This window comes from Sorangium sp. So ce385 (assembly GCF_051474135.1).
Lineage (GTDB): Bacteria > Myxococcota_A > Polyangia > Polyangiales > Polyangiaceae > Sorangium > Sorangium cellulosum_D.
This window is the reverse complement of sequence record NZ_CP150337.1, coordinates 13,050,321-13,074,613: the sequence shown is the minus strand read 5'-3', so window position 1 is coordinate 13,074,613 and position 24,293 is coordinate 13,050,321. Positions and strand designations below refer to the sequence as shown.

Here is a 24,293-nt window from a genome sequence, read left to right as displayed (position 1 = left end):
TCGAACACTTAAGAGGCCCGGCGCCGAGCGCGGCGCGGCCGGAGATAGCTGACGTGCCGCGTAGACAATGGTAGACGCGATGAGTACACGCGCTCTGGGCCGCTGCGTGGGCGGCCATGGCCACCGGCGGGCGGACCCACACGCGAGGCGGCCCGGCGACAGGGAGGACGACAGCATGCTCGGACGACGGGGTTTGGTGAGGATGATCGCCGGGGCGCTCGCGCTGAGCGCGATGGCGCTCGGGTGCGGCAAGAAGAGCGAGGGCTCGGGCGGCGACCCGGCCAAGCACGCCAAGGACGACCCCGAGTGGAAGGTCGGCGCCTACTTCAGCCTCTCGGGCGAGGAGACGGCGTTCGGCGTCGACTCGAAGGAGGGCATCGACCTCGCCATCGACGAGATCAACAAGGCGGGCGGGGTCAAGGGCAAGCCGATCAACGTCCTCTACGAGGACAACAAGTCGAAGCCCGAGGAGGCGACCAACAAGGTCCTGCAGCTGATCGACCGGGATCACGTGCTCGCCCTCCTCGGCGAGGTCGCCTCGTCCCGCTCGCGCGCCGGCGGCATCGTCGCGAACAAGAAGAAGGTGCCGATGATCTCGCCGTCGTCCACGAACCCGGACGTGACGAAGGTCGGCCCCTTCGTGTTCCGCGCCTGTTTCACGGACGACGTGCAGGGCCAGATGGGCGCGCAGTTCATCGTGAACACGCTCGGCAAGAAGAAGGTCGGCCTCCTCTTCGCCTCCGACGATCTCTACTCCTCGGGCCTCGCCAACGAGTTCCGCGCCGAGGTGAAGCGCCTCGGCGGGGAGATCGTCATGGAGAAGAGCTTCCTCAAGAAGGAGACCAACTTCACGACGTACATCAACGAGCTCAAGTCGGCGAACCCGGAGATGATCTACGCGCCGATCTATTACACCTCGATGGCCCCGATCGCGCGGCAGGCCAAGGCCGCGGGCGTGCCGGGCAGCATGTTCGTCGGCACCGACGGGTGGGACGCGAACGAGCTCTTGCGCGACGCCGCGGAGGAGCTCGACGGCGCGTACTTCACGAACCACTACGCGCCGGACGTCCCCTGGCCCAACTCGCAGGCGTTCGTGAAGAAGTACCAGGAGCGGTACAAGCGCACGCCGTCGAGCATCGCCGCCCAGGCCTACGACGCGGCCAGGCTGCTCGCGGACGCGATGGGCCGCGCCAAGGAGATGACGCCGGACGCCATCCGGCAGGCCATCCAGGACACCAAGGGGTTCCAGGGCGCGACGGGGGTCATCACCATCGATGAGAACCGCAACGCGGACAAGCCGGTCGTGATTGTCCGGATCAAGGACAAGCAGTTTACCTACTACGCGACGGTCAACGAGAAGTCCGCGAAGCAGTAGTGGTCGTGCCGCGCGCGCGGGGTCCACACCCCGCGCGCGTGTGAAGGGGTCTCCATGGAGAAGATCGTGAATGCCCTGATCACGGGGCTCGCCCAGGGGTCGATGATCGCCCTCGTCGCCCTCGGCTACACGATGGTTTACGGCATCCTCAAGCTCATCAACTTCGCTCATAGCGAGGTGTTCATGATGGGCGCCTTCGCCGGGCTGTTCGGGATTGCGGCGTTCGGCGGCCAGGACGCGCCGCTGTTCGCGGGCGTGGCCGGCACCCTCTGCGCGATGGCGTTCGCGGGCGCGCTCGGGGTCCTGGTCGAGCGGGTGGCCTATGCGCCGCTGCGATCCCGGGGGCGCGGCCTCGCCAACACCCGGATCACGCCGCTGGTCACGGCGCTCGGGATGAGCGTCCTCCTCCAGAACCTGGCGCAGCTCCTCTTCACCGCGCGCTACCGCGGATATCCGCAGCTCTTGCCGATCGAGCACACGCGCAAGGTGATCTTCGTCACGTCGATCCTCGTGATGATCGGCCTGGAGCTGCTCGTGCGGCGCACCTGGACGGGCAAGGCGATGCGCGCGCTCAGCGTGAACGTCGAGGCCGCCCGGCTGATGGGCATCCGCACGAGCCGCATCATCGCGCTGACCTTCGTCACGGGCTCGATGCTCGCGGCGGTGGGTGCGGTGCTCTACTGCCTGGATCAGTCGCAGGTGTATCCCACGATGGGCGTGGTGATCGGCAATCGGGCCTTCGTGGCGGCGGTCATCGGCGGCATCGGCAACATCACGGGCGCGATGCTCGGGGGCATGCTGATCGGGATCATCGGCGAGATGACGAAGCTCACGCCCTACTCGGGCCTGCAGGACGTCCTCGTGTTCGCGGTGCTGATCGGGGTGCTCCTCGTGAAGCCGACGGGGCTGCTCGGCACGACGGGGACCGAGAAGGTGTAACGCTGCGCCGGCGCGCCGCTGCGGTATGCTCGGCGCATGCGACGCCTCGCTCTCGTCGTGCCGCTCTCGCTGCTCGCGGCGTGCACCGCGGCGCCCCCGGCCAACTGGGCCCGCGGCGGCGCGCTGCTCGACATCCCGCGCGCGCGCTGGGTGCACGGAAACCTCGCGGTCGACGTCCTGCCCGACGGCAAGATCCTCGTGAACGGCGAGCACCAGCTCAACGTGGATCGCGGCGGGCGGGTGTTCGGCCTGGAGGCCGAGCCGCTGGCGTTGCTCGAGCCGGACGGCCGGGTCATCGGCCCGAACGACGACCCGCTGGGCCAGATCGGCGTGCTGCACGCGTCGCTGCCGGGCGAGGCGAGCGCGTGGCTCACGGTCGCCCAGAGCGGCGCGGTGATCCGCTACGTCGAGGAGGGCGAGCGGGAGCCGTTCGGCGTCTGGCTGGGGTGCGGCGTGACGCCGCGGGCGCACCAGACCTGCACGCTGGTCACGCACCTGCTCGGGCTGCGCATCCGCAAGCTGGAGCGGCAGACGACGACGGAGCCGGTGGGGGTGGGGTTCGGGAGCGGGCTCGGGTTCGGGAGCGGGCTCGGGTTCGGGGCGGGGGCGCCGTTTCCCTGATCCCGCTCGGACATCGGCTCTCCGTGCGCCGAGCGGGGGCTCCGGGGACCTACCGCGGTCAGGGATCAGGGGCGACGATGGATCAACGAGCTCGCGAGCTCACTTCAGCAACCACCCAAACAGCATTCGCTTGGTGGTGTCGCGGGCGACCGTCGCGAGCGAGTCGACGAGCGGGATCTCCTTCGGGCACACCTCGACGCAGTTCTGCGATTTGCCGCAATCGGTGATCCCGCCCTCGCCCATCACCGATTCCAGGCGCTCGCCCGCGTGCATCGCCCCGGAAGGGTGCATGTTGTAGAGCCGCACCAGGTTGATCGCGAAGGCGCCGACGAACTTCGTCCCATCATTGTACTGCGGGCACGCCTCGACACAGCAACCGCACGTCATGCAGCGGGAGAGCGGATACCGCTCCTCCTGCCGCTCCGGCGACTCGCGCGGACCCGGGCCGAGCTCGTGCGTGCCGTCGATGTCGATCCACGCGCGGACCCGCTTCATGTCCTCGAACATCCGGCTCCGGTCCACGAGCAGGTCGCGCACCAGCGGGAACTTGGACATCGGCTCCAGCGTGATCACCTCGCCCTTCGGCGCGATCTGATCGATGAGCGCCGAGCAGGCCTGTCGGACACGGCCGTTGATCACCATCGTGCACGAGCCGCACACCTCCTCCAGGCACACCGCCTCCCAGACGACCGGCGCCACCTCCTTGCCGTCCACGGTCCGCGGATCCCGCTGGACCTGCTGCAGCGCGCTGATGACGTTCATCTGCGGCAGGTAGGGGACCTTGAACTCCTCCCAGCGCCGCGTCTCCGGGCGATCCGCGGTGTCCTGCCGCCGCACGCGCAGGTGCACCAGCCGGCCCTCGCCCCGCGCCTCGGCCGGCGCCGCCGCCCCGTTCGCCTTGTCTCCGCTCGCCTTGGCCATCCTACACGCTCTTCTGCGACAGCTTCCCCGTCGCCTGCGCGCTCGCCGCGCCCGCCTGCTCGTACTTGCGCTCCCGCGGCGCCACCAGCGACGTGTCCACCGCGTCGGTCACGTGGATCGACTGGCCGGCGCACGCGTAGTCGAACGCGCGGATGAACCTCACGGCGCCCTTCTCCTCGTGGCGCGCCAGCGTCGTGCGCTGCCACTCGGCGTCGTTCCGCGCCGGGAACTCCGGCTTGTAGTGCGCCCCGCGCGACTCGTCGCGGTTCCTCGCCCCCTGCGCGATGACCCGCGCGAGCACCAGCATGTTCTCGAGGTGCCGCACGAACTGCGCCCCCTGGTTCACCCGCGGGGCCGTGTCCGTGCTCTTGATCCGCCCCGCCCGCTCCTCGAGCTCGCCGAGCTTCTCGAGCACCCGGTCGAGCGTGGCGTTGTCGCGCTCGATCGTGCAGTCGCGCAGCATCGTCTCGCCGAGCTCCTGGTGCAGCCGGTACGCGTTCTCCGGCTGCTTCGCGTCCTGGTTCTGCGTCAGGATGCGCTGGTAGTCGGCCTCGGCGCGCTTCTCGGCCTTGTCGAAGATCGAGCGCGGCAGGTCCAGGGCGCTCCGCTTGATGCTCCGCTGGTAGCTCGCGACCGCAGGACCGCACACCAGGCCGCCGTAGATGCACGAGAGCAGCGAGTTGGCGCCGAGCCGGTTGGCCCCGTGGTACTGGTAGTCCACCTCGCCCACCGCGTAGAGGCCCGGGATGCTCGTCGCGTGGTTGCGCGGCGACCCCGCCTTGAGCGAGCCACGCGCGTCCGCCTCGTAGTCGACCCACAGGCCGCCCATCGAGTAATGGACCGCCGGGAAGACCTTCATCGGGTTCTTGTACGGGTCGGTGCCCGCGAACTTCTCGTAGATCTCGAGGATGCCCGCGAGCTTCGCCCGGAGGAACTTCTCGTCCTTGTGCGTCAGGTCGAGGTAGACCTCGTTCTCGTTCCGGCCCGTCGCGGCGTTGAAGATGCCGCGCCCCTCGTGGAAGCACGTCCGGAAGATCGCGCGCGACGCGATGTCCCGCGGGACGAGGTTGCCGTAGCCGGGGTACAGCCGCTCGAGGACGTAGTCGCGCTCCCTCTCGGGGATGTCCCGCGGGCTCCGCGCGTCGCTCTTGTCCTTCGGCACCCAGACGCGGCCGCCCTCGCCGCGCGCGCTCTCCGAGATGAGCCGCAGCTTGTCGGCGCCCGGGATCGCCGTCGGGTGCACCTGGATGAACTCGCCGTTCGCGTACACCGCGCCCTGCTGGTAGACCGCCGACGCCGCCGTCCCCGTGCAGATGACGCTCAGCGTGGAGCGGCCGAAGACGATGCCGCAGCCGCCCGTCGCGAGCACGACCGCGTCGCCGGTGAACGCGCGGATCTGCATCGTCTTCAGGTCCTGCGCGACGCAGCCGACGCACGTGCCGGAGTCGTCGAGGATCGCCTCGATGAAGTCCCAGAACTCGTGCTTCCGGACCATCTTCTCGCCCGGGATCGCCACGCCGTGCTCGTCGATCACGTCGGCGAGCTCGAACCGCCGGACCTGCTCGTCGAGCGCGTAGAGCAGCTGCTGCCCCGTCGTCGCGCCCGCGAACGCCGTGCGGTGGTACAGCGTGCCGCCGAACCGGCGGAAATCGAGCAGGCCCTCGGGCGTCCGGTTGAACGGCACGCCCATGCGATCGAGCATGTGCACGATGCCGGGCGCGGCCTCGGCCATCCCCTTGATCGGCGGCTGGTTCGCGAGGAAGTCACCGCCGTAGGCGGTCTCCTCGAGGTGCACCTGGGGGCTGTCCCCCTCCCCCTTCGTGTTCACCGAGGCGTTGATGCCGCCCTGCGCGCACACCGAGTGCGAGCGCTTCACCGGCACGAGGGAGATCAGGTCGACCGGGACCTTCGCCTCGCACAGCTTGATCACCGTCATCAGGCCGGCGAGCCCGCCCCCGACGACGATCACGCGCCGAACCTTCCCCCCCTCGCTCCTCGTCGTGCTCTTCGCGGCCATGTTTCGATCCCGATGCTCCCGCGCCGCTGCCACCCGGGCGCGGCCGATACGATGGTCAGTGCGAGGCCGGCGCGGCCAGCGACGCGCGCCCGGGCCCGCCGGTGGACGACGCGATCTCGGCGCACGTGCGCGCCCCCTCGGCGGCGGGGCTCGGCGTCCCGGGGAACGGCGCGCCGGTCGCGAAGTAGATCACCGTGTTGGCGCCGAGCACGAAGGCCGCGAGGCCCACCACGCCGAAGACCACCGCGGCCATCCGCTGCGCCCGGCGCGACACGGTGACCCCCCACGAGAAGCAGAAGCCCCAGAGGCCGTTGGCGAAGTGGAACACGCTCGCCGCGATGCCGAAGATGTAGACGAGCGCGATCACCGGGACGCCGCCCACGGTCGACGCCATGTCGGCGCACAGCCGCGGGTAGAACTCCTCGGGCGCCATCCGGCCCAGCCACTTCTGCGCCCAGTACTGCCAGAGGTGGAACCCGATGAACGCGAACGCGAGCACCCCCGTGACCCGCTGCATCGTGTACATCCAGTTGCGCGAGAACGTGTAGCTGCCGACGTTCGGCTTGCCCTCGAGCACCAGCTTGACCCCGTAGAGGGCGTGGAACGCGAGCGGCAGCACGACGAGCCCGATCTCGAGCACCGGCAGGTACGGCATGTGCGAGATCTCGGAGACCGCCGCGTCGAACCGCTCCTGCCCCTGGAGCGCCTTCGCGTTCGTCCAGAAGTGGAAGAGCAGGAAACCGCCCACGGGGAGGGCGCCGGTGAGAGAATGCAGCTTGCGCAGGAGAAAGGACCGGCGGCTCTTGTGGAAGAGCGATCTCGCGGGGGTTGCCTCGGACACGCTGACCTCGATGGAAGGCGGGCGCGGCGGGTGTATGGGATGCCCCGGGTGACGTCAAGGTGAACGCAGTCGACAATTCTGGCCGGTTTTCCGCTTCCTTTGGCGCAAAGGCCGACGGCGCGCCCGGGCGGCGCCCCGCGCGGCGACCGCGGCCGCTCCTCGCCCGCGCGCCTGCGATCGCGATCGCGGCGCTGATCACGCTCGCGGCGACCGCCGGCGCCGGCTGCGGCGCGCCGGACGGCGCCGAGGCGGTGAGCCCGGCGCTCGGCGGGTCGCCCGAGGCCCAGGCCGAGCTCCGCCGCATCCTCTCGCGCTTCGCGAGCGGCGCGCGCGCCGAGCGCATCGCGCTCGAGCCGGAGCTCCTCGCGTTCCGCGGCCGCCACGCGGGCGACGACCTCGCGCGCGTCGCGACCGCCCACCTCGCGTGGATCGCGCTGGAGCGAGGCGACCTCCGCCGCGCCGAGGCGCTCGCGGCCGAGGTCGAGGCCGAGGGGCCGGGCGCGACCGGGGACCTCGCGCGCGTGCTCCGCGGCGCGGCGCTCCGGCGCGCCGGCAAGCCGAAGCCGGCCTTCGGGGTGCTGCGCCCGCTGGTGAGCAAGGTCATCGACGCGTACGTCCGCTCGCTCCTCAACGAGGAGGTCACGACGGCCGCGATGGAGGCGGGCGCGTGGACGCAGGCGGTCGAGCTGATGGGCGTCTGGCTGCGCGAGGCGGACGACGACGACCGCGCCGCGATCCGGGCGCAGATCGGGGCGCTCCTGCGCAAGGTGCCGATCGCGCACCTCGTCGCCGCGATGCGCGCCGGCGAGGCCGCCGGCGAGGTGGTGGACCCGCAGGTCGACCTGCGCTCGCTGGTCGCCGAGCGCCTCGCGATCGTCGCCCGCGAGCGGCGCGACGTGGCGCTCGCGAAGGAGCTGCTCGACCGGGCCGGCGCGCTGCTCGGCAACCAGGGCGACGCGATCTCGGAGCTCGCGGCCGGCGCGGGGACGGCGCGCGTCGAGCCGCCCACGGTGGGCCTCTTGCTGTCGACGCGCACGTCCGAGTCGCGCCGGCGGGGCGTCGAGATCGCGGCCGGCGTGGCGCACGGGCTCGGGCTGCTGAGGCCGGGGTCGGACGCGCGGCTCGTGAGCCGCGACGACGGCGGCCAGGGCAGCGTCGACGAGGCGCTGAGCAGCCTCACCGCCGAGGGCGCCGCGGTGCTGATCGCCGGCTCCGATCGCGAGCAGGCGACCGCGGTGGCGAAGTTCGCGCGGGCGAACGCGATCCCCGTGCTGCTCGTCCACCCGCCGGAGCCGGCGGCGCTCGACGGCGCGTTCGTGTTCGTCGTGGGCGAGGAGCCCGCGCGGGGCATCGAGGTGCTGGCCGCCGCGCTCGCGGAGCGGGGCGCGAAGCCGGTGGCGCTCGTGGGCGGCGACGCCGGCGCCCGGAAGGACGCGGCCGCCGCGCCGCCCTCCGCGCCGGCGGGCGCCGCCGGGGGCGCGGCGCCTGGGGCCGTAGCCGCGCCGGGCGCCGCCGGGGCCGCGCCGGCGGCGCTGGCCGAGCGCGGCGTCGCGCTCGCGCTCCCGTGCGACGCGGCCTTCGATCCGCGCGCCCTCCGGCCGCCTGCCGTCCGGGGGATCATCCTGGCCGGGGACGCGCCGTGCGCGGAGCAAGCGATCCGCGCCGCGCCGCGCGCGGTGACGCTCGCGCTCGGCTTCGAGGCGGCCGTGCCGCCGCCGCCCGGGTCGCTCGTCGCCACGGCGGGGCTCTTCCCGCTCGTCGCGGCGCCCGCCGGCGCGCAGCCTCCGCCGGGCGCGGGCGCCGCGGGCGCGCCGGGCGCGGGGCCCGCGCTCGCGGTGTGGCTCGCCACCCACCCGTCGCCGCCGAGCTTCTGGGCGGCGCTCGGGCGCGACGCGGGCGTCCTCGCCTGGGCCGGCGTGCAGCGGCTGCCGAAGACGGGCACCGAGGACCCGGCCGAGGTGAAGGCGCGGCGCCTCGCGGCGTCGAGCGCCCTGAGCAGCGCGACGGTGGAGCTCTGGACGACGTCGGCGACCGGCTTCGGCGGAAAGCGCGTGCTGCCGAGGGTGGTCGGCTACCGCGAGATCGAGAAGGCGCGATGAGCGGGGCGAGCCGCCGGACGAGCGCGCGGCCGGCGCGCGCGGCCGCGCGCTCGTCCGGCGGCGCCTGGTCGCCGCGCGGGGCTCGCGCGGGGCGTGGAGAGCGTGCCGCCGCGTCGTCCTGGGGCTGCTCCGGCGCCGCGGGGGGCGTAGCATGGCGCCGCATGATCCGCCGAGCCCTCTCCTGTGCCGCCGCCGCCGCGCTGACGGCGATCGCCCCGGCCGCGCTCGCCGATCGCGTGGCGGTGCTCCCCGCGCGCGGCGGCACCGACGAGGCCGCCCGGAGCGCCGCGCAGGCCGAGGTCGCGGCCGGGCTCGCCGCGCTCGGCCACGCCGCGGTGCCGGACGGCGCGGTCGCGGCCGCGCTCAAGGGCGTGGCCGACGGCGTCGCCGACACCACGGACGAGTACCGCGCCGTCGGCGCGCAGACGGGCGCGGACTGGGTCCTGAGCGGCACCGTCGAGCCTGCGGTCACGACCGCTCGGGTCGAGCTCACCGCGTACCTCGCCTCGACCGGCCGGGTCGAGTCGGTCGCGCGGGAGGTCGACCGGGACCGGTCGGCCCAGCAGACGCAGGAGATGCTGGCGGTGCTCCTCCGCCCCGAGGGCGTCGGCGTGGGCGAGCTCCCCTGGGAGCGCCCTGCGGGCGCCGCGCCGCCGCCCTCGTCCGCCGGCGGCGCCACGGTGCTGCCGCCGGTGCCCGCGCCGCCGCCGGCGCCGCCCGCGAACGAGGTGCAGATGGCGTACCCGCTCGGGCCCGAGCGCGTCTGGCCTGCGTACTCGGGCGGGCGCCGCTTCGCCCTGTCCGCGTCGCTCGGGGTCGCCGTCGCGGCGGCGCGCCTCCCGGGCGCGAGCGGCAGCGCGGCCTCGCTGGTCGGGGCGGCGCGCGCGGCCTACGCGGTCGGCGATCGCGGGCTCGAGCTGTTCGCCGGCGGCGGCGGCAACCTGGTCGGGCCGTTCGCCGGCTGGATCGAGGGCGGCGCGCGCCTGATGCTGACGCCCAGCCGGACGCCCGAGGGCGGCGCGTGGCGCGCGTTCCCGCTCCACGTCGGCCCGGCGCTCCACGCCGGCGCGTTCTTCAGGTCGGGCGCGGGCGCCGTGGGCCCGGGCGGCGCGACGTACCGCGGCGATCTCGAGGTGCACCCGGTGATCGGGGCGTCGCTCGACGTCGCGCTCGCGCTGAGCCCCTCGGTGCAGCTCGAGGCGCAGCTCGGCAACCTCCGGTGGGTTCCCACGGGGCACGGCTCCCTGCTCCTGCTCGGCGCGACGCTCGGCGCGGGGGCCCGGTTCTGACGCATGCGCATCGAGCTGCCGAGCCGCCGCAGCACCATCCGCCTCGCGCGCGCGCTCGCCGACCGCCTCGCGGGCGGCGATCTGGTGGTCCTCGCCGGCGACCTCGGCGCCGGGAAGACGTTCTTCGCCCGCGCCTTGTGCCGGGCGCTCGGCGTGCCGCCGGAGCTGCCGATCACGAGCCCGACGTTCACGCTGGTCCACGAGCACGAGGGCCGCGTCCCGATCGCGCACGCCGACGCCTACCGCCTCGGCGGCGCTTCCCTGGCGGAGGGCGCGCCCGGCGGCGCGACCGCGGAGCTCGCCCAGCTCGGGCTGCGCGAGCGCCGCGCCGAGGGAGCGCTCGTCGTGGTGGAGTGGGGCGAGCCGTTCGTGGAGGCGCTCGGCGGCGACGCGCTCCTGATCCACCTCATCGCCCCCGAGGACGCAGCGGCGCCCGGCCGCGCCGCCGAGATCAGGGCGACGGGCGCGCGGAGCGGCGCGGTGCTCGCGGCGCTCGAGGCCGCGCTGCGAGGCTCCGGCGGATCGTGGGGATTGGGGCACGGCGCTGCGTGAAGGGCGCCGAGCGGCCGGAGGCTGAAGGGGGCGAGCGGCGGCCGCTGGTGCTCCGGGCGAGCTCGACGGGGAGCGCGCCGGCGCGAGCGGCGCTACGCAGCGCGGGCGAGCGAGCGCGCCGGGTCATCGCGAGCCCGACCCCGTGCGCGGCGGCGTTGCGTGATACAAGAGCGCACGGTGAAGGAAGGCGCTGAGACCAGCCGGAGCGAGCTGCTCACCAGGGCGCTGGAGCCGGTCCTCGCGTTCTTCGACAACATCGGCAACATCGTCACGCTGACGTTCCAGACGCTCGTCTGGCTCGTGCGCCCGCCGTTTCGTCCCGCGCAGTTCCTGGCGGCGATGGACTTCATGGGCGCGCAGTCGGTCTTCATCGTCGGCCTGACCGGCGTCTTCAGCGGCATGGTCGTGACGCTGCAGACCTCCTACGCGCTGCGCGCGTTCAGCGCCGAGGGCCGCGTCGGCGGCCTCGTCGCGGTCTCGCTGGCCCGCGAGCTCGCGCCGGTCTTCTCGGCGATCATGGTCACCGCCCGCGCCGGCAGCGCCATGGCCGCGGAGCTCGGCAACATGCGCGTCACCGAGCAGATCGACGCCATCGCGACGATGGGCGTGAGCCCCGTGCAGTACCTGCTCTCGCCCCGCCTCTTCGCCGCGACGGTGATGCTCCCGCTCCTGTGCATCCTCTACACGAGCGTCGGCATGTGCGGCTCGTACCTGGTCGCCGTGCTCTGGCTCGGCGGCGACGAGGGCGCGTTCTTCCAGAGCATCCGCGACTTCGCCTTGCCCAAGGACATCTCGATGGGGCTCATCAAGGCGTGCGTCTTCGGCTTCATCGTCTCGTCGGTCTCGTGCCGCCACGGCTTCTTCGCCTCGGGCGGCGCGCGCGGCGTCGGCGTCGCGACCACGCGCGCCGTCGTCGAGAGCTGCGTCACCGTGCTCATCACGAACTACATCCTGACGCAGCTGCTGCTCGACATGTGAGCCTGCGCTCCCGCAGATCGCGCCAGCGCCCCCATCAATCTCCACCGTAGGCCCCCGGAGAGGGTGTTCTCGGCGCGGGGCAGGGGGGTGGGGATGGGCCGATGTCTGAGCCCGAGATGTGAGCCATCCGGCTTGCCGGATGGCTCACATCTCGGGCGAGTTCGGCGGGGCCCCACCCCCCTGCCCCGCGCCGAGAACACCCTCTCCGGGGGCCGGGCCTACCGCAATGAGCTCGGCGGCTCCGGCTCCCGCAGCGCGATCAGCGCCGGCGACAGCTGCACCGGGTACCGCGCCGGCGCCCGCAGGTGCGCGACCGCGTGCGGCAGCAGCTGCCGCGCCGCGACCGAGCGCTCGCGCCCCGCGCTCGGCGGCTCGGGCGCCTCCAGGGCGTGCCCGCCGCGCATCACCGCGCGCGCGAGCGGCGCGAGCCGCGCGGCCCCGAGCGAGCGCGGCGCCAGCATCCGCTCGTGCGCCAGGTGGATCACGTCGCAGGCCGCGCGCCCCGCCTCGTCGTAGTAGCGCGCCACCATCTTGCGCCCCGCGATCACGTCGCCGCGATCGCTCGTCCCCTGCCGCAGCGCCCACGCGCCCGACTCCTCGAGCGCCACGAGCTCGTACCGCGCGGCCGGCAGCGCGCCCTCGGGCTCCGCGAGCCCCGTCGCGATCCAGCCGCCGGCGGTCGTCCCCACGCGCCGCGCCTCGAGGAGCAGCGCCTCCTCCTCGCGGCCCCCGAGGTCGACCATCCGATCGGCGTACCAGGGCCAGCTGCCTTCGAGCGGCGACGGCGGCGGCGCGAGGTCGCCGAGCTCGATCCCCGCCTCGCCGCGGAACGGGATCCCGAGCGCCGTGGCCGCGAGCGCGCTCGTCGTCGCCGCCGCCCCGCCCACGTGCGCCGCGCGGGCGAGCGCCAGCGCCTCCTCGGCGAACGGCACCCGCGCCGACGACCCGTCGACGACCGCGCCGCCGTCCGCCGCGATGTGGAGCCGCGCCGCCCGCGTCGCCGCGGCCGTCCCCCGGCGGAGCGCCGGCACGAGCAGCGCGCCCACGAGGAGCGCCTCGATGAACGGCCCCTCCACCGTGACGACCGGCGTGCCCGGGAAGGCGATCGTCCCGTCGGGCATCGCGTCGATGTCGACCGAGATCGGCGCGCCGGCGAGCCGCTCCACGAGCGCGTCGCTGAGGCCGCAGGCCGCGCGCGCCGCGAAGACCGCCCCCGCGTCGAGGCGCGCGTCGTCCAGCGCGAGCGCGTCGAGCGCCGCCTCGACGCCCGCGACCACGAGGAAGCCCGTGTGCGGCGGCATCGCCGTGAAGGCGAGCTCGAAGCTCGCGCGCCGGTCGGCGACCCCCGCGTGGAGCAGGCGATCGGCGTCGAGCAGCGCGCGTCCGTCGGTGAGCAGCGGGCTCGCTCGCAGCATGGCCGCCGGCATCGGCGTCGCTCAGAGCCGCGCGGCCAGCGTCCGGGTGCCGGCGACCGTCGAGGCCTCGTCGAAGAGGAACGGCAGGATCACGGTCGGCAGGTCGAGCTCGCGGCGCAGGCGGGCCAGGCTCTCGTGCTGCACCGACTCGCGCATCGCTCGCCGCGCGCCGGCCACGACGGCGCTCTCGGCGGTGTGCGCGGCGCGCGCCGGCGCCTCGATGTCGAGCCGCCCCGGCTCGGCGAGCAGCGCCCGCCGCTCCTCGGGCGAGAACAGCGGCGGCAGCACGCCGTTGATGATCAGCCGGTGGACCGGCAGGCCGAGCTCGCCCCGGACCTCCGCCACGAGCTCGACGGTCTCGGTGGCCGGCATCTCCTCCGGGAGCGTCACCACGACGACCCCGCTCCGCGCGGGGTCCCTGAACATCGCCCACGCCGCCTCGGCGTCGCGGCGCAGGATGCCCGGCGGCGCCACGTCGAGGATCACCTTGGGCACGCGCAGCATGTCCACGCCGTGCCCGGTCGCGGGCGCGTCGAGCAGGACCACGTCGAAGCGGTGGGAGCCGTCCGGGAGCAGCTCGGTCGTGTGGAACCAGGCCTTGCCGAGCATCGCCCACTCGTACAGCCCCGGCACCGCGCGGAAGAAGGTGCGCGTGTACTTGTTGTCGAACACGAGGTCGGCCGCGGCGCGCACCTTGAGGACCATCTCGCCGTACTCCCGGAGGGCCTTGTCGGGCGAGATGTTCACGGCCCACACGCGCTCGGCCACGTGGGTGACCTCCTGGCCGATCGGCTTCGTGCCGAGGATGGCCGAGAGGCGCTCCTTCGTGTTGCACATCGCGACGAGGACGCGCTTGCCGCGGGCGGCGAAGGCGAGGGCGAGCGCGCCGGAGATCGTCGTCTTCCCGACGCCTCCCTTGCCGGTCACGAACAGGAAGCGCCGGCCCTCGAGCGCCGGCAGATCCTGGCCGAGCCCGCCCGCTTCTGAGGCTAGATGGGCGCTGGTCATTCCGCGTCAGCGGAGTTAGGCGCAAGCTCAGGCGAAGGCAACCCGGATCAAGGAAGCGGCCTCTGCTATGCATCGCCTATGCGCATCACCGAGCGACACCTCGAACCGCTGAACCGACGCTTCCAGGGCGCGTCGCCCGTCGAGCTCCTGCGTTTCGTCCGCGAGAACTTCGGCCCCCGCGCGGCCCTCATGAGCAGCATGCAGCGGGCCGGGACCGCGCTGTGCCACATGGCCGACCGGGCCGGGCTCACCTTCGACGTCATCTTCGTCGACACCGGCGTGCTCCACGCCGAGACGCTCGCCACGCGCGACGAGCTCGCGCGCACCCACCCGAACCTGCGCGTCGTCACGCTCTCGCCCGAGCGCACCTTCGCGCAGCAGACGCGCGACGAGGGGCTGCTCTACCTCTCGAAGGAGGGCCAGGAGCGGTGCTGCGACCTCCGCAAGTCGGCCCCGCTCCACGCCATCCGGGGCCGCTACGACGCGCTCGTCGCCGCGCTCCGCCGGGGCGAGGGCGGCGCCCGCGCCAAGGTCGCGCCGTTCGGCCTCGACCCCGCGAACAACGTCCTCCGCGTCCACCCGTTCGCGTCGCTGAGCGGCGAGGAGCTCGACGCGTACTTCGCGGCGCACCCGGACGCGATCGAGAACCCGCTGCACGCGATGGGCTTCCGCACCATCGGCTGCTTCCCGTGCACGACGCCCGTCCTGCCCGACGAGCCCGAGCGCGCCGGCCGCTGGCGCCACCTCGCGAGCGTCGAGTACTGCGGCATCAACCCGGTCGACCGGGGCGAGACAGACGGCGGCGTCGACCTCGACGACCGGTACGAGCGCCTCTTCTCCGCGTGACGATTTACCTGCGAAACCCGGTTCGCGGCAGCTCGATCTTGACTCAAACGGCATGCAGGGAGATTTGCCCCGCATGCCGGCGAGCTACTTCGACGTAGACGGCACCCTGGTCACGACCAACCTCGTGCACCCGACGGTGTTCTACATGCTGAACCAGCCGACGCCGATGCACAGCTTGGCGAAGCTCGGCCGCGCCCTGGTGAAGGCCCCGTGGATGGCGATGGCGGAGCTCCAGGATCGGCGCCTCTTCAACGAGCTGCTCTTCAGCTCGTTCGAGGGCGTCTCCGAGGACCGCCTGGTGGCGCTCGCCGAGGAGGCGTTCGCGAAGGTGCTCAAGCCGGCGATCTACGCCAAGGCGCGGGACCTCGTGAAGTGCAGCCTCGACAAGGGGCACGACGTGGTCCTCATCTCCGGCGCGCTGGATTTCCTGATGCGGCTGCTCGCCGAGCACCTCGGCGCGACCGGGATCATCGCGAACCGCCTCGAGGTGAAGGACGGCTTCGCGACGGGCAAGCTCCTGCGCCCCGTGGTGGCCGGGCCCGAGAAGGCGCGGCTCATCCGCGAGCACGCCCACGCGCACGGGCACAACCTCGACGAGTGCTTCGGCTACTCGGACAGCTACTCGGACGTCCCGATGCTCTCGGTCGTCGGCTACCCCGCGGCGGTGAACCCGGACCGCAAGCTCAAGCTGCTCGCGCAGGCCTACCACTGGCCGATCCTCGAACTCGCCGCATGACCCCGGCCTCCCCCGCACGGCGGCGGGAGACCACCTCGCAGCCCCAACACGTCGCACCCCCTGCTCTGAAAGCCCCATGAGCCATCCTTGCGTCGTCACGCTAGACAGCCGCAGCGCCCCCCGGGTGCTCTTCTCAGGCGACCAGCTGGTCGAGGTCGACCTGCCCACCGGCACCCGGGTGCTCTACGCGAAGCCGCCCCTCGAGCCGCTGAAGGACGTCGACGCCGCGATCCGCTACGCGATCAACCACCCGCACAACTCGGAGCCGCTCTACGCGAAGCTCCGCCCGGGGATGAAGGTCACGATCGCGGTGGACGACATCTCGCTGCCGCTGCCCCCGATGAAGCGGCCCGACATCCGCGAGCGGGTGCTCACCATCGTGCTCGATCTGCTCTCGGACTACGGCGTCGACGACGTCGAGATCATCATCGCCACGAGCGTCCACCGGCGGATGAAGGACTGGGAGGTCCGCCACATCGTCGGCGACCGCATCTTCAACGCCTACTGGCCGAAGAAGCTCTACAACCACGACGCCGAGAACCTCGCCAACATGAAGTACCTCGGCACGACCGACGCCGGCGAGGAGGTCGAGCTCAACAAGCGCGCGGTCGACAGCGACCTCGTGATCTACGTGAACCTGAACCTCGTGCCGATGGACGGCGGGCACAAGTCGGTCTCGGTCGGCCTGTGCGGGTACCGGAGCCTGCGCGCGCACCACAACCCGCGGGTGATGCGCGACTGCTACTCGTACATGGACCCGAAGAGCTCCGCGCTGCACACGAGCGTCGAGCGCATGGGCCGGCTGGCCAACAAGAAGCTCAACGTCTTCACGATCGAGACGACGATCAACAACCGCATGTTCGATCGCCCGCTCGAGTTCCTCGCCCGGAACGAGGACGACCTGAGCGCGGGCGAGAAGAGCGCGCTGCGCGCCCTCCGCTTCACGCTGTCGAAGGTGCCGCAGCCCGCGCGCCAGGCGATCTTCCAGCGCGTCCCCTCGCCGTACGGCGTGACCGGGGTGTTCGCCGGCGAGACCGAGGCGGTCCACGAGCACACGCTGAAGCGCAGCTTCGACCAGTACCTCGTCCCGGTCACGGGCCAGGCCGACATCCTGATCACGGGCATCCCGTACATCAGCCCCTACAACGTGAACTCGTTCCTGAACCCGCTGCTCGTGCAGGTGATGGCGAACGGCTACCTGTTCAACCTCTACCGGGGCGCGCCGATGCTCAAGAAGGGGGGGACGATGATCATCCTCCACCCCTGCACCGACCTGTTCGACAACGAGCACCACGCCCCGTACATCGAGTTCGTGCACCGGCTCCTGCCGGAGACGCGCGACGCGATGGAGCTGCACAAGCGGTACGAGAAGAAGTTCTCGGAGAACCCCGCCTACATCGAGATGTACCGCTTCGGGCACGCGTACCACCCGACCCACCCCTTCTTCATGTGGTACTGGGGCGAGGCGGGCCGGCAGCACATCGGCCGGATGATCGTGGTCGGCGCCGACAACGAGTACATCCCGCAGCTGCTCGGCTGGGAGACGGCGCGCACGATGGACGAGGCGCTCCGGATGGCGAAGCAGTCCGCCCCGCCCACGCCGGAGATCATGGCCTTGCACACGCCGCCGATCTTCATGGCCGACATGACGGCGTAGCGAGCGCGCGGCCCGCGGGAGGAGCCACCATGCGGGTGCACCTCGTCGACGGCACCTACGAGCTCTTCCGCGCCCATTTCTCCAAGCGGCCCGGGCACCGCGCGCCCGGCGGCTGGGACGCGAAGGCCACGGTGGGCGTCGTCGCCTCGCTGCTCGCGCTGCTGCACCACGCCGACGAGGAGGTCACGCACCTCGCCGTCGCCTTCGACAACCCGATCCGCTCGTTCAGGAACGACCTGTTCGCCGGGTACAAGAGCGACGAGGGCATGGATCCCGTGCTGCGCGCGCAGTTCGATCCGGTCGAGGAGGCGGTGCGCACGCTCGGGATCGTCGTCTGGTCGATGGACGCCTTCGAGGCGGACGACGCGATCGCGACGGCGGCGGCGCGGTTCCAGGGCGACGTGGCGCAGGTGCGCATCCTCAGCCCGGACAAGGACTTCGGGCAGTGCCTCTCGGGCGATCGGGTCGTGCAGGTCGATCGCCGGAAGGAGCGCGTCATCGACGAGGCGGCGATGCGCGCCGCGCGGGGCGTGGCCCCGGCGAGCATCCCGGACTTCCTCGCGCTGACCGGGGACGCCGCCGACGGCATCCCGGGGCTCGCGGGCATCGGCGAGCGCACGGCGGCCGCGCTGCTCGGCGCCTACGGGCACATCGAGCGCATCCCGGAGGACCCGGCGGCGTGGTCGGCGCCGGTGCGCGGCGCGGATCGGGTCGCGCGCGCGCTGGTAGAGCAGCGGGAGGACGCGCTGCTCTACCGCACGCTGGCGATGCTCCGGACCGACGTGCCGCTCGCGGAGCGCCTCGACGACCTGCGCTTCCGCGGCGTGCCGCGCCGCCGCTTCGAGGCGTGGTGCGACGCGATGGACGTGCGCACGCTGAAGTCGCGGCCGACGCGCTGGGCGCCGGAGGAGTGAGCGAAGAGCGGCCCGCGGGCCGTGGTCAGGGCCGCTTCTCTTCGGGCGCCTTGAGCTCGGCGAGCACGCGCTCGCGGATGAGCGGCAGCGGCGGCGACCCGTGCGCGAGGAGCGCGTCGTGGAACCGGCGCAGCGAGAACGCCGGGCCGAGGGCCGCCTTCGCCTCCTCGCGCAGCTTCAGGATCTGGAGCTTGCCGAGCGTGTAGGCGAAGTAGCCGGGGTCGAACGTCGCGCGCAGCGCCTGCTCGCGCGCCGTCGCGCGGTCCTGGGCGCAATCGTCGACGAAGCGGCGCTCGGCCTCGTCGAGCCCCATGCCCTCGGCGTGCACGCCGAGCGACACGACCACCCTGCAGTTGCGCAGCAGCGCGTCCGCGAGCTGACCGAGCCGGCTCTGCGGGTCCTCCTTGCCGAACCCTTGCTCGATCATCATCTGCTCGGCGTAGTGGGCCCAGCCCTCGACGAACGAGTAGCTCTCGAACATCCGCTGCGCCTCGGTCGGCGCCCGGTTCACCCACAGGCCCTGGACGAAGTGCCCCGGGTAGACCTCGTGCACGGTCGTCGAGAGCAGCGTCCCGCGCGGCATCACGTACTCCTCCTGCTCCTTCTTGGGCCAGGAGGGGTCGGGCTTCGTGATGTAGTAGAACGCCTCGAGCCCCTTCCGCTCGAACGGCCCCGGCGCGTCGAGGAACGCGGAGTTCCAGCGCATGTACGGCGGCGTCTCCTTCACGATCGCCCGCTCGTCGGACGGCAGGCTCACGATCCCCCGGTCGACGACGAACCTGCGCGACGCCTCCATCACCCGCGTCGCCTCGGCGAGGAGCTGCTCCGCCTTCGGCCGGGTGGGCTTCACCTTCCTGGCGAGCTCCTGGTAGGCCGCCTTGTTCGCCGCGAGGTCCTCCTCGCCCATCCTCTTGAACTCGGCGAGCGGGATCGAGAGCCCCTCCTGCGCGAGGAGGAGCTTTTTGTACCGCGCCTCGCCGAGCACGTGGCTCGCGTCGCCCTTCGGCAGCTCGACCTTGGCGAGGTGCTCGGCGAGCCGCTCCGCCGCGTCGGCGAGCGCGGCGTTCGTCTCCTCGAAATCGGCCTGGAACGCGGCGTCGCCCACGCCCTTCAGCAGCCTCACGACGTCGCCGCGCAGGTACTCGGCGTAGCCGCGGAAGATCTTCGCGGCGACCTCGACCACCGGCTTCGGCAGCGGGCTCGCGAGGTTCTCGAGGACGCGCGGCACCTGCGCCAGCGCCGCCTTCTCGTGCTCGAGGAGGCGCCGCGCGCGCTCGGGGAGCGGCGCATACGCGCGATCGAGGTAGTGGTTCACGCCGAACAGCTCGCCGTAGAACTGCGGCCGCCGGCGCCACTCCTCGAGATCCCTGCCGTTGAAGAGCTTGAGGTCGATCTGCTGGAGCAGGAGCGCGCGATCGAGCGCCTCGTCCGGCGAGAGCGCCGCGGCGTCGACGGCGGCGAGGGCCGCGCGATCGCGCTCGAGGCGCGCGAGCCTCCGCTCGATCGCCGCGGCGGAGTAGTCGCCGACCTTGCCGTCCTGCTCGTGCAGCCCGCGCGATCGCGCGAACGCCGGCTCGTCCGCCACCCACGCGCGCACGATCCGGTCGCGCAGCGCCGCGAACGGCTCCCGCGGCGCCTCCTCGGGCCGCGCGGGCGCCGCGGGCGCCGCGGCCGCGGGAGGCGCCGCCGGGGGCGGGGCCCCGCCGGCGGACGGCGGCGGCGCCGAGGCGCCCCCGCTGCAGGCGGCGATCGGCGCGAGCGCCGCGGCGAGCGCCACGAGGCGGCGCGAGAGCGGGCGGCGGGCGGGTGTGGGGGCAGGTGCGGCCATGGCGGGCCGGAGCCTCTCAAACCGGCCCGGGCGGGTCAACGGCGCAGGCCTGTACCTAGTCGCGGATCGCTCGATCGATGATCGCGTCCACGTGCGAGAGCGCGTGGTCGAGGTCGAAGCAGCGCGCGAGCTCGTCCGGGGCGAGCAGCGCCGCGACGTCGGCGTCCTTGGCGAGGTTGTCGCGGAAGCGGCCCTCGCCCGCGATGGCGCGCATCGCGCAGCGCTGCACCATCTCGTAGGCCGCCTGCCGCGGCCGGCCCTTCTGCACGAGCGACAGCAGCACCGCCTCGCTGAAGAAGAGCTCGCCCGTGCGATCGAGGTTCTCGCGCATCTTCTCGGGGTAGACGACCAGCCCGTCGACGAGCCCCGCGGCGCGATCGAGCATGAACCCGAGCGTCGAGGTCGCGTCGGGGGCGATCATCCGCTCCACCGACGAGTGCGAGATGTCGCGCTCGTGCCACAGCGGCACGTTCTCGAGCGCGGGGATCACGGCCGCGCGCACGATTCGCGCGAGGCCGCACAGGTTCTCGCTGAGGATGGGGTTGCGCTTGTGGGGCATCGCGCTCGAGCCCTTCTGGCCCACGGAGAAGCGCTCCTCCGCCTCCCGGACCTCGGTGCGCTGCCAGTGCCGCACGTTGGTCGCGAGCCGCTCGATGCCCGCCGCGATGAGCGAGAGCGCGGCGAAGAACTCGGCGTGGCGGTCGCGCGCGACGATCTGCGTCGAGACCGTCTCGGGGCGCAGGCCCAGGGCGGCGAGCGCGCGCTCCTCGATGCGCGGCGACAGGTGCGCGTACGTCCCGACGGCGCCCGCGATCTTCCCGACCGCGATCGCCTCGCGCGCGGCGCGCAGGCGCGCCCGGCCGCGCTTCATCTCGGCGAGGTGGCCCGCGAGCGCCAGGCCGAACGTGATCGGCTCGGCGGCGATGCCGTGGCTCCTGCCGATCATCGGGGTGCGCCGGTGCTCGTCCGCGCGCCGCGCGAGCGCGTCGCAGAGCTTGTCGAGCCGGGCCGAGAGCAGGTCCGCCGCGCGGACGAGCAGGATCGCGAGGCTCGTGTCGAGCACGTCGCTCGAGGTCATCCCCCGGTGCAGCCACCGCGCCCCCTCGCCCGCCAGCTCCTCGACGTGGGTCAGGAAGGCGATGACGTCGTGCTTGACCGTGCGCTCGATCGACTCGATCCGCTCCGGATCCAGCGAGAGCTGCTTCGCCCGGATCCCTTTCGCGACGCCTGCGGGCACGAGGCCTTCGGCTTCCATCGCCTCGCAGGCGGCGAGCTCCACCTCGAGCCAGGTCGAGAATCGGGTGGCGGGCGACCAGAGCTCTTCGAATTCGGACGGGGTATAGCGGGGGATCATGGGCGGGACGCTGCGAAGGTCTGGAGGGTGCGTCAAGGATGGAGTGGTCCTGGACGCGCGCCGGCGTTTGGAGCGCGCCGCGCGGCGCTTGCGGTCGCGCGGCGCGCTCCAAACGTTGGCGCCCGATGCCTACCGAAGCACCGGCGCCCGCGCGCCCCGACCAGGGCAGGTCGTTCGTCCGCCCGCCGTCCACCGAGAGCGATGCCGCGCCCGAGACCCTGCCCGCGGGGGCGAGCGAGCCGACCGGAGCCGCCAGGGCGCCGGCGGAACGCCCGGGTGAGCCCGGGCGGGGCGAGCCCGCGGGGCGCGCCGTCGACGCCGCCGCCCCCGCGAGCGAGCCGGCCCGCGCGAGCGCGCGCGCCGGTCGCCGCGTGAAGCCGTACATCGTCGTGGTCGCGATGGACCTGTCCGAGCCGGGCGGGCGGGCGTGGCGCTTCGCCTTCGATCTCGCGGCGCTCCGGGGCGAGACCGAGATCCACGCCGTCGTCGTCGGCCCGCGGCAGGTCGCCCCCGCGGTGTGCGACGTGACGGTCCCGGGCGCGTCGTCGCCGCCCTCGCTGCGGGTGCTCCAGCACCGCTTCGCGGACGGCCAGGCCCGGCTCATGGCGATGCACTTCCGCACCGGCCGCCCCGACAAGGCCATCGTCTCGCTCGCCCGGGAGCTCAGCGCCGATCTCATCGTGGTGGCCACGCACCCGCAGTCGCCGCTCCAGCGGCTGTTCGGCGGCTCGACCGCCGATCGGATCGCGCGGAACGCGCCGTGCCCGGTCGTGGTCGTGCGCCCCAAGGAGGACGACGACGCGGACGCGGCCGAGTACGACCCCAGGCTGCGCTGACCGCCGACGCGCGGCCTGCCCCGCGCCGCTCTTCCCCTGGAGCGACCTGCCGCGCGCTCGACGCCCGCGCCCGAGCTACCGCGCGGCGGAGGCCGGCGGCGCGCTGGCCTCCGCCGCCGGGCCGAGCTTGTCGGGCGCGCTGACGCCCTCGGCCGTGCCCCCCTCGCGCGTGTCGGCGTAGCCCCACGCCACGCCGGCGGCGTCGACGAGGATGTTGTTCGCGTCGCCGATCGGCATCGGGTCCAGCACGACCGCGTGCCCCCGCCGCGCGAGGTCGTCGAGCGCGGCCTGGGGCGGCGGCGTCAGCCGCTCGACGCGCACCCTGTCCGGCATCCACTGGTGGTGGACGCGCGCGTGCCGGACCGCCTCGTCGATGGTCATCCCGTGATCGACCAGGTTGCGGAGCACCTGGGCCACCGTGTTCGGGATCGTGTCGCCGCCGGGCGAGCCGAGGAGGAGCGCGATCTTGCCGTCCCGGCTCACGAGCGTGGGCGTCATCGAGCTCGCCATGCGCTTGCCCGGCGCGACGGCGTTGATGCCCGTCTCCGAGAACGCGCCCATCGCGTTGCCGAGCAGGATGCCCGTCCCGGGGATCACGATCTTCGCGCCGAAGCTCGCCGACTGCGTGGTCGTGCACGAGACCGCGTTGCCCTGCGCGTCGATCACCGAGAAGTGCGTCGTCTGCGGGGACTCCGGCAGGAGGGCGTCCGCCGCGCTCGCGATCTCGCCCGCCGGCGTGGCGCGCTCCGGGTCGATGGGCGGGCTGCGGCGCAAGAGGGTGCTCCCGTCGAGGAGCTTCGCGAGCAGCTGCCCCGTCTCGGGCGGGGCGAAATCCGGATCGGCGCCCACCTTGCGCCGATCCGCGTACGCTCGCTTCGCCGCCTCGACGAACAGGTGCAGCGACAGCCCGGAGTCGACGGGGGCCTCGTGCGCCTTCATCCGCTCCAGCGTGAGCATGATCTCCGCGAACGCGACGCCGCCCATCGACGGGGGCGGCATCGTGTCGACGGTGAAGCCGCGGTACGAGAACCGGAGCGGCGCGCGCCATTTGGCCTGGTAGGCCCGCAGATCGTCCTCGGTGATGTGGCCGCCGCGCTCGCGCATCGCCCCGGCGATCTTCCGGGCGATCGCGCCCTCGTAGAACGCGCGCGGCCCCTCGGCGGCGAGCGTCTCCAGGGTGCGGGCGAGATCGAGCTGGCGCACCAGCTCGCCCTGGGCGAGCGGCCCCTTGCCCCGCCCCCAGATGGCGCTCGCGGCGCGATCGGTCCGCAGCCGCGGCCACGCCCAGCGCAGCGTCAGCGCCTGCCGCGCGCCGAGGCGGTGCCCCTGGCGCGCCAGGGAGATCGCGGGGGCCAGGAGCTCGGCGAACGGCCGCGTGCCGAACCGCGCGTGCGCCAGGGCGAGGCCCGCGACCGAGCCCGGCACGCCGGCCGACGCGTAGCCGTGCGCCCCGGCGCGCACCATGGCCATGTTCGACGCGGTGGTCACCGACGCGGGCGCGGCCTCGCGGAAGTCGATCGCCTGCGTCTCGCCGTTCGCGAGGCGGACCATCATGAAGCCGCCGCCGCCGATGTTGCCCGCGCTCGGGTGGGTCACCGCCAGCGCAAACGCGACGGCCACCGCCGCGTCGATCGCGTTTCCCCCGCGCCGCAGCACGTCCGCGCCGGCGCGCGTCGCGTGCTCCTCGACCGAGGTCACGAGCCCGGCGTCGCCGCGCACCGCCCGCGCGCCGCCGGACGCGAGCGCGATGGGCGGCTCCGGCGGCAGCGGCCCCGGCGGCGGCGCCGCGGTCATCGCCGCCGCCGTGCTCGCGGCCTGCGGCGCCGCCGCGGCGCTGGCGAGCGCCGGCGCGCCGGAGGTCGCGGGCGCCGCCGCGGGCGGGGCGGGCGGCGTGCGCGCCTCGCAGCCGGCGAGGAGCGCGAGGACGAGCGCCCAGCGCGGCCTCGAACGACGATGCAGGGTCATCAGGGTGGTCGCGAATCTACTACGGTGCCGGAGAAAGCCAGGCCGGGCCGCGCGAGGCGGCCCGGCCTGGGGCTCGATCCAGGGCGCGAGGGCGCGCGCCGT

20 protein-coding genes are annotated in these 24,293 nt (G+C 73.4%); 12 read left to right on the top strand and 8 right to left on the bottom strand.

Annotated features, from left to right (window positions below; all coding sequences use genetic code 11):
- Positions 1-175: 175 nt before the first annotated feature.
- Genes WME83_RS47880 through WME83_RS47870 form a run of 3 tightly spaced genes read left to right on the top strand, consistent with a single transcriptional unit; the run spans position 176 to position 2,935 of the window.
- On the top strand, positions 176-1,375 hold the full coding sequence (locus WME83_RS47880; RefSeq protein WP_437316386.1) for an ABC transporter substrate-binding protein: 1,200 nt from the start codon (positions 176-178) through the stop codon (positions 1,373-1,375).
- A gap of 54 nt (positions 1,376-1,429) precedes the next feature.
- On the top strand, positions 1,430-2,314 hold the full coding sequence (locus tag WME83_RS47875) for a branched-chain amino acid ABC transporter permease (RefSeq protein ID WP_061623561.1): 885 nt from the start codon (positions 1,430-1,432) through the stop codon (positions 2,312-2,314).
- Between the two features lie 36 nt (positions 2,315-2,350).
- A complete protein-coding gene (locus tag WME83_RS47870) occupies positions 2,351-2,935 on the top strand; it encodes a hypothetical protein (RefSeq protein ID WP_437316385.1) in 585 nt (194 codons plus the stop codon).
- Between the two features lie 99 nt (positions 2,936-3,034).
- On the opposite strand, the gene sdhB is transcribed toward WME83_RS47870, so the two are convergent.
- Genes sdhB through WME83_RS47855 form a run of 3 tightly spaced genes read right to left on the bottom strand, consistent with a single transcriptional unit; the run spans position 3,035 to position 6,714 of the window.
- A complete protein-coding gene (gene sdhB / locus WME83_RS47865) occupies positions 3,035-3,856 on the bottom strand; it encodes a succinate dehydrogenase iron-sulfur subunit (protein ID WP_020741522.1) in 822 nt (273 codons plus the stop codon).
- Position 3,857: 1 nt separating this feature from the next.
- On the bottom strand, positions 3,858-5,873 hold the full coding sequence (sdhA, locus tag WME83_RS47860; RefSeq protein WP_437316384.1) for a succinate dehydrogenase flavoprotein subunit: 2,016 nt from the start codon (positions 5,871-5,873) through the stop codon (positions 3,858-3,860).
- 55 nt (positions 5,874-5,928) lie between these two features.
- A complete protein-coding gene (locus tag WME83_RS47855) occupies positions 5,929-6,714 on the bottom strand; it encodes a succinate dehydrogenase (protein WP_437316383.1) in 786 nt (261 codons plus the stop codon).
- A 59-nt stretch (positions 6,715-6,773) separates the two neighbouring features.
- On the opposite strand from WME83_RS47855, the gene WME83_RS47850 reads away from it, so the two are divergent.
- The 4 genes from WME83_RS47850 to WME83_RS47835 all read left to right on the top strand — a co-directional run bounded on the left by WME83_RS47850 (position 6,774) and on the right by WME83_RS47835 (position 11,632).
- A complete protein-coding gene (locus WME83_RS47850; RefSeq protein ID WP_437316382.1) occupies positions 6,774-8,813 on the top strand; it encodes a hypothetical protein in 2,040 nt (679 codons plus the stop codon).
- 161 nt (positions 8,814-8,974) lie between these two features.
- Complete coding sequence (locus WME83_RS47845) at positions 8,975-10,102, top strand: hypothetical protein (RefSeq protein ID WP_437316381.1); 1,128 nt, start codon at positions 8,975-8,977, stop codon at positions 10,100-10,102.
- A 3-nt stretch (positions 10,103-10,105) separates the two neighbouring features.
- Entirely contained in the window at positions 10,106-10,654 is a 549-nt protein-coding gene (gene tsaE, locus WME83_RS47840) for a tRNA (adenosine(37)-N6)-threonylcarbamoyltransferase complex ATPase subunit type 1 TsaE (RefSeq protein WP_437316380.1), read from the top strand.
- Between the two features lie 177 nt (positions 10,655-10,831).
- Entirely contained in the window at positions 10,832-11,632 is an 801-nt protein-coding gene (locus WME83_RS47835) for an MlaE family ABC transporter permease (RefSeq protein WP_437316379.1), read from the top strand.
- Between the two features lie 218 nt (positions 11,633-11,850).
- Here the strand turns inward: WME83_RS47835 and WME83_RS47830 are convergent, their stop codons facing one another.
- On the bottom strand, positions 11,851-13,047 hold the full coding sequence (locus WME83_RS47830) for a hypothetical protein (RefSeq protein ID WP_437316378.1): 1,197 nt from the start codon (positions 13,045-13,047) through the stop codon (positions 11,851-11,853).
- A 21-nt stretch (positions 13,048-13,068) separates the two neighbouring features.
- Positions 13,069-14,055: an ArsA family ATPase gene (locus WME83_RS47825; protein ID WP_437316377.1), complete on the bottom strand. Its 987-nt coding sequence runs from the start codon at positions 14,053-14,055 to the stop codon at positions 13,069-13,071.
- Positions 14,056-14,133: 78 nt separating this feature from the next.
- Here WME83_RS47825 and WME83_RS47820 point away from each other — a divergent pair, with 78 nt between their 5' ends.
- The 4 genes from WME83_RS47820 (at position 14,134) to WME83_RS47805 (ending at position 18,208) form a co-directional block, all read left to right on the top strand.
- Positions 14,134-14,901 carry a phosphoadenylyl-sulfate reductase gene (locus WME83_RS47820; RefSeq protein ID WP_437316376.1) on the top strand — a complete coding sequence of 256 codons (768 nt, stop codon included), beginning with the start codon at positions 14,134-14,136 and terminating at the stop codon, positions 14,899-14,901.
- A 73-nt stretch (positions 14,902-14,974) separates the two neighbouring features.
- Positions 14,975-15,637 (top strand): HAD family hydrolase, encoded by a 663-nt coding sequence (locus tag WME83_RS47815; protein WP_437316375.1) that lies wholly within the window; start codon positions 14,975-14,977, stop codon positions 15,635-15,637.
- 76 nt (positions 15,638-15,713) lie between these two features.
- On the top strand, positions 15,714-17,294 hold the full coding sequence (locus tag WME83_RS47810; RefSeq protein WP_437316374.1) for a lactate racemase domain-containing protein: 1,581 nt from the start codon (positions 15,714-15,716) through the stop codon (positions 17,292-17,294).
- Positions 17,295-17,323: 29 nt separating this feature from the next.
- Complete coding sequence (locus WME83_RS47805; protein WP_437316373.1) at positions 17,324-18,208, top strand: 5'-3' exonuclease; 885 nt, start codon at positions 17,324-17,326, stop codon at positions 18,206-18,208.
- A 25-nt stretch (positions 18,209-18,233) separates the two neighbouring features.
- Here WME83_RS47805 and WME83_RS47800 read toward each other — a convergent pair whose 3' ends face one another.
- On the bottom strand, positions 18,234-20,036 hold the full coding sequence (locus tag WME83_RS47800) for a DUF885 domain-containing protein (RefSeq protein WP_437316372.1): 1,803 nt from the start codon (positions 20,034-20,036) through the stop codon (positions 18,234-18,236).
- 55 nt (positions 20,037-20,091) lie between these two features.
- Positions 20,092-21,390, bottom strand: a complete 1,299-nt coding sequence (purB, locus tag WME83_RS47795; protein ID WP_437316371.1) for an adenylosuccinate lyase — start codon at positions 21,388-21,390, stop codon at positions 20,092-20,094.
- Between the two features lie 125 nt (positions 21,391-21,515).
- On the opposite strand from purB, the gene WME83_RS47790 reads away from it, so the two are divergent.
- A complete protein-coding gene (locus WME83_RS47790) occupies positions 21,516-22,226 on the top strand; it encodes a universal stress protein (protein ID WP_437316370.1) in 711 nt (236 codons plus the stop codon).
- 75 nt (positions 22,227-22,301) lie between these two features.
- Here the strand turns inward: WME83_RS47790 and ggt are convergent, their stop codons facing one another.
- Complete coding sequence (gene ggt / locus WME83_RS47785; protein ID WP_437316369.1) at positions 22,302-24,191, bottom strand: gamma-glutamyltransferase; 1,890 nt, start codon at positions 24,189-24,191, stop codon at positions 22,302-22,304.
- Positions 24,192-24,293 lie beyond the last annotated feature (102 nt).

Coding starts and splice junctions, on each gene's coding strand:
- WME83_RS47880 (WP_437316386.1), top strand. CDS start 176: ATGCTCGGACGACGGGGTTTGGTGAGGATGATCGCCGGGGCGCTCGCG.
- WME83_RS47875 (WP_061623561.1), top strand. CDS start 1,430: ATGGAGAAGATCGTGAATGCCCTGATCACGGGGCTCGCCCAGGGGTCG.
- WME83_RS47870 (WP_437316385.1), top strand. CDS start 2,351: ATGCGACGCCTCGCTCTCGTCGTGCCGCTCTCGCTGCTCGCGGCGTGC.
- sdhB (WP_020741522.1), bottom strand. CDS start 3,856: ATGGCCAAGGCGAGCGGAGACAAGGCGAACGGGGCGGCGGCGCCGGCC.
- sdhA (WP_437316384.1), bottom strand. CDS start 5,873: ATGGCCGCGAAGAGCACGACGAGGAGCGAGGGGGGGAAGGTTCGGCGC.
- WME83_RS47845 (WP_437316381.1), top strand. CDS start 8,975: ATGATCCGCCGAGCCCTCTCCTGTGCCGCCGCCGCCGCGCTGACGGCG.
- tsaE (WP_437316380.1), top strand. CDS start 10,106: ATGCGCATCGAGCTGCCGAGCCGCCGCAGCACCATCCGCCTCGCGCGC.
- WME83_RS47830 (WP_437316378.1), bottom strand. CDS start 13,047: ATGCTGCGAGCGAGCCCGCTGCTCACCGACGGACGCGCGCTGCTCGAC.
- WME83_RS47825 (WP_437316377.1), bottom strand. CDS start 14,055: ATGACCAGCGCCCATCTAGCCTCAGAAGCGGGCGGGCTCGGCCAGGAT.
- WME83_RS47820 (WP_437316376.1), top strand. CDS start 14,134: ATGCGCATCACCGAGCGACACCTCGAACCGCTGAACCGACGCTTCCAG.
- WME83_RS47815 (WP_437316375.1), top strand. CDS start 14,975: ATGCCGGCGAGCTACTTCGACGTAGACGGCACCCTGGTCACGACCAAC.
- WME83_RS47810 (WP_437316374.1), top strand. CDS start 15,714: ATGAGCCATCCTTGCGTCGTCACGCTAGACAGCCGCAGCGCCCCCCGG.
- WME83_RS47805 (WP_437316373.1), top strand. CDS start 17,324: ATGCGGGTGCACCTCGTCGACGGCACCTACGAGCTCTTCCGCGCCCAT.
- WME83_RS47800 (WP_437316372.1), bottom strand. CDS start 20,036: ATGGCCGCACCTGCCCCCACACCCGCCCGCCGCCCGCTCTCGCGCCGC.
- purB (WP_437316371.1), bottom strand. CDS start 21,390: ATGATCCCCCGCTATACCCCGTCCGAATTCGAAGAGCTCTGGTCGCCC.
- WME83_RS47790 (WP_437316370.1), top strand. CDS start 21,516: ATGCCTACCGAAGCACCGGCGCCCGCGCGCCCCGACCAGGGCAGGTCG.
- ggt (WP_437316369.1), bottom strand. CDS start 24,191: ATGACCCTGCATCGTCGTTCGAGGCCGCGCTGGGCGCTCGTCCTCGCG.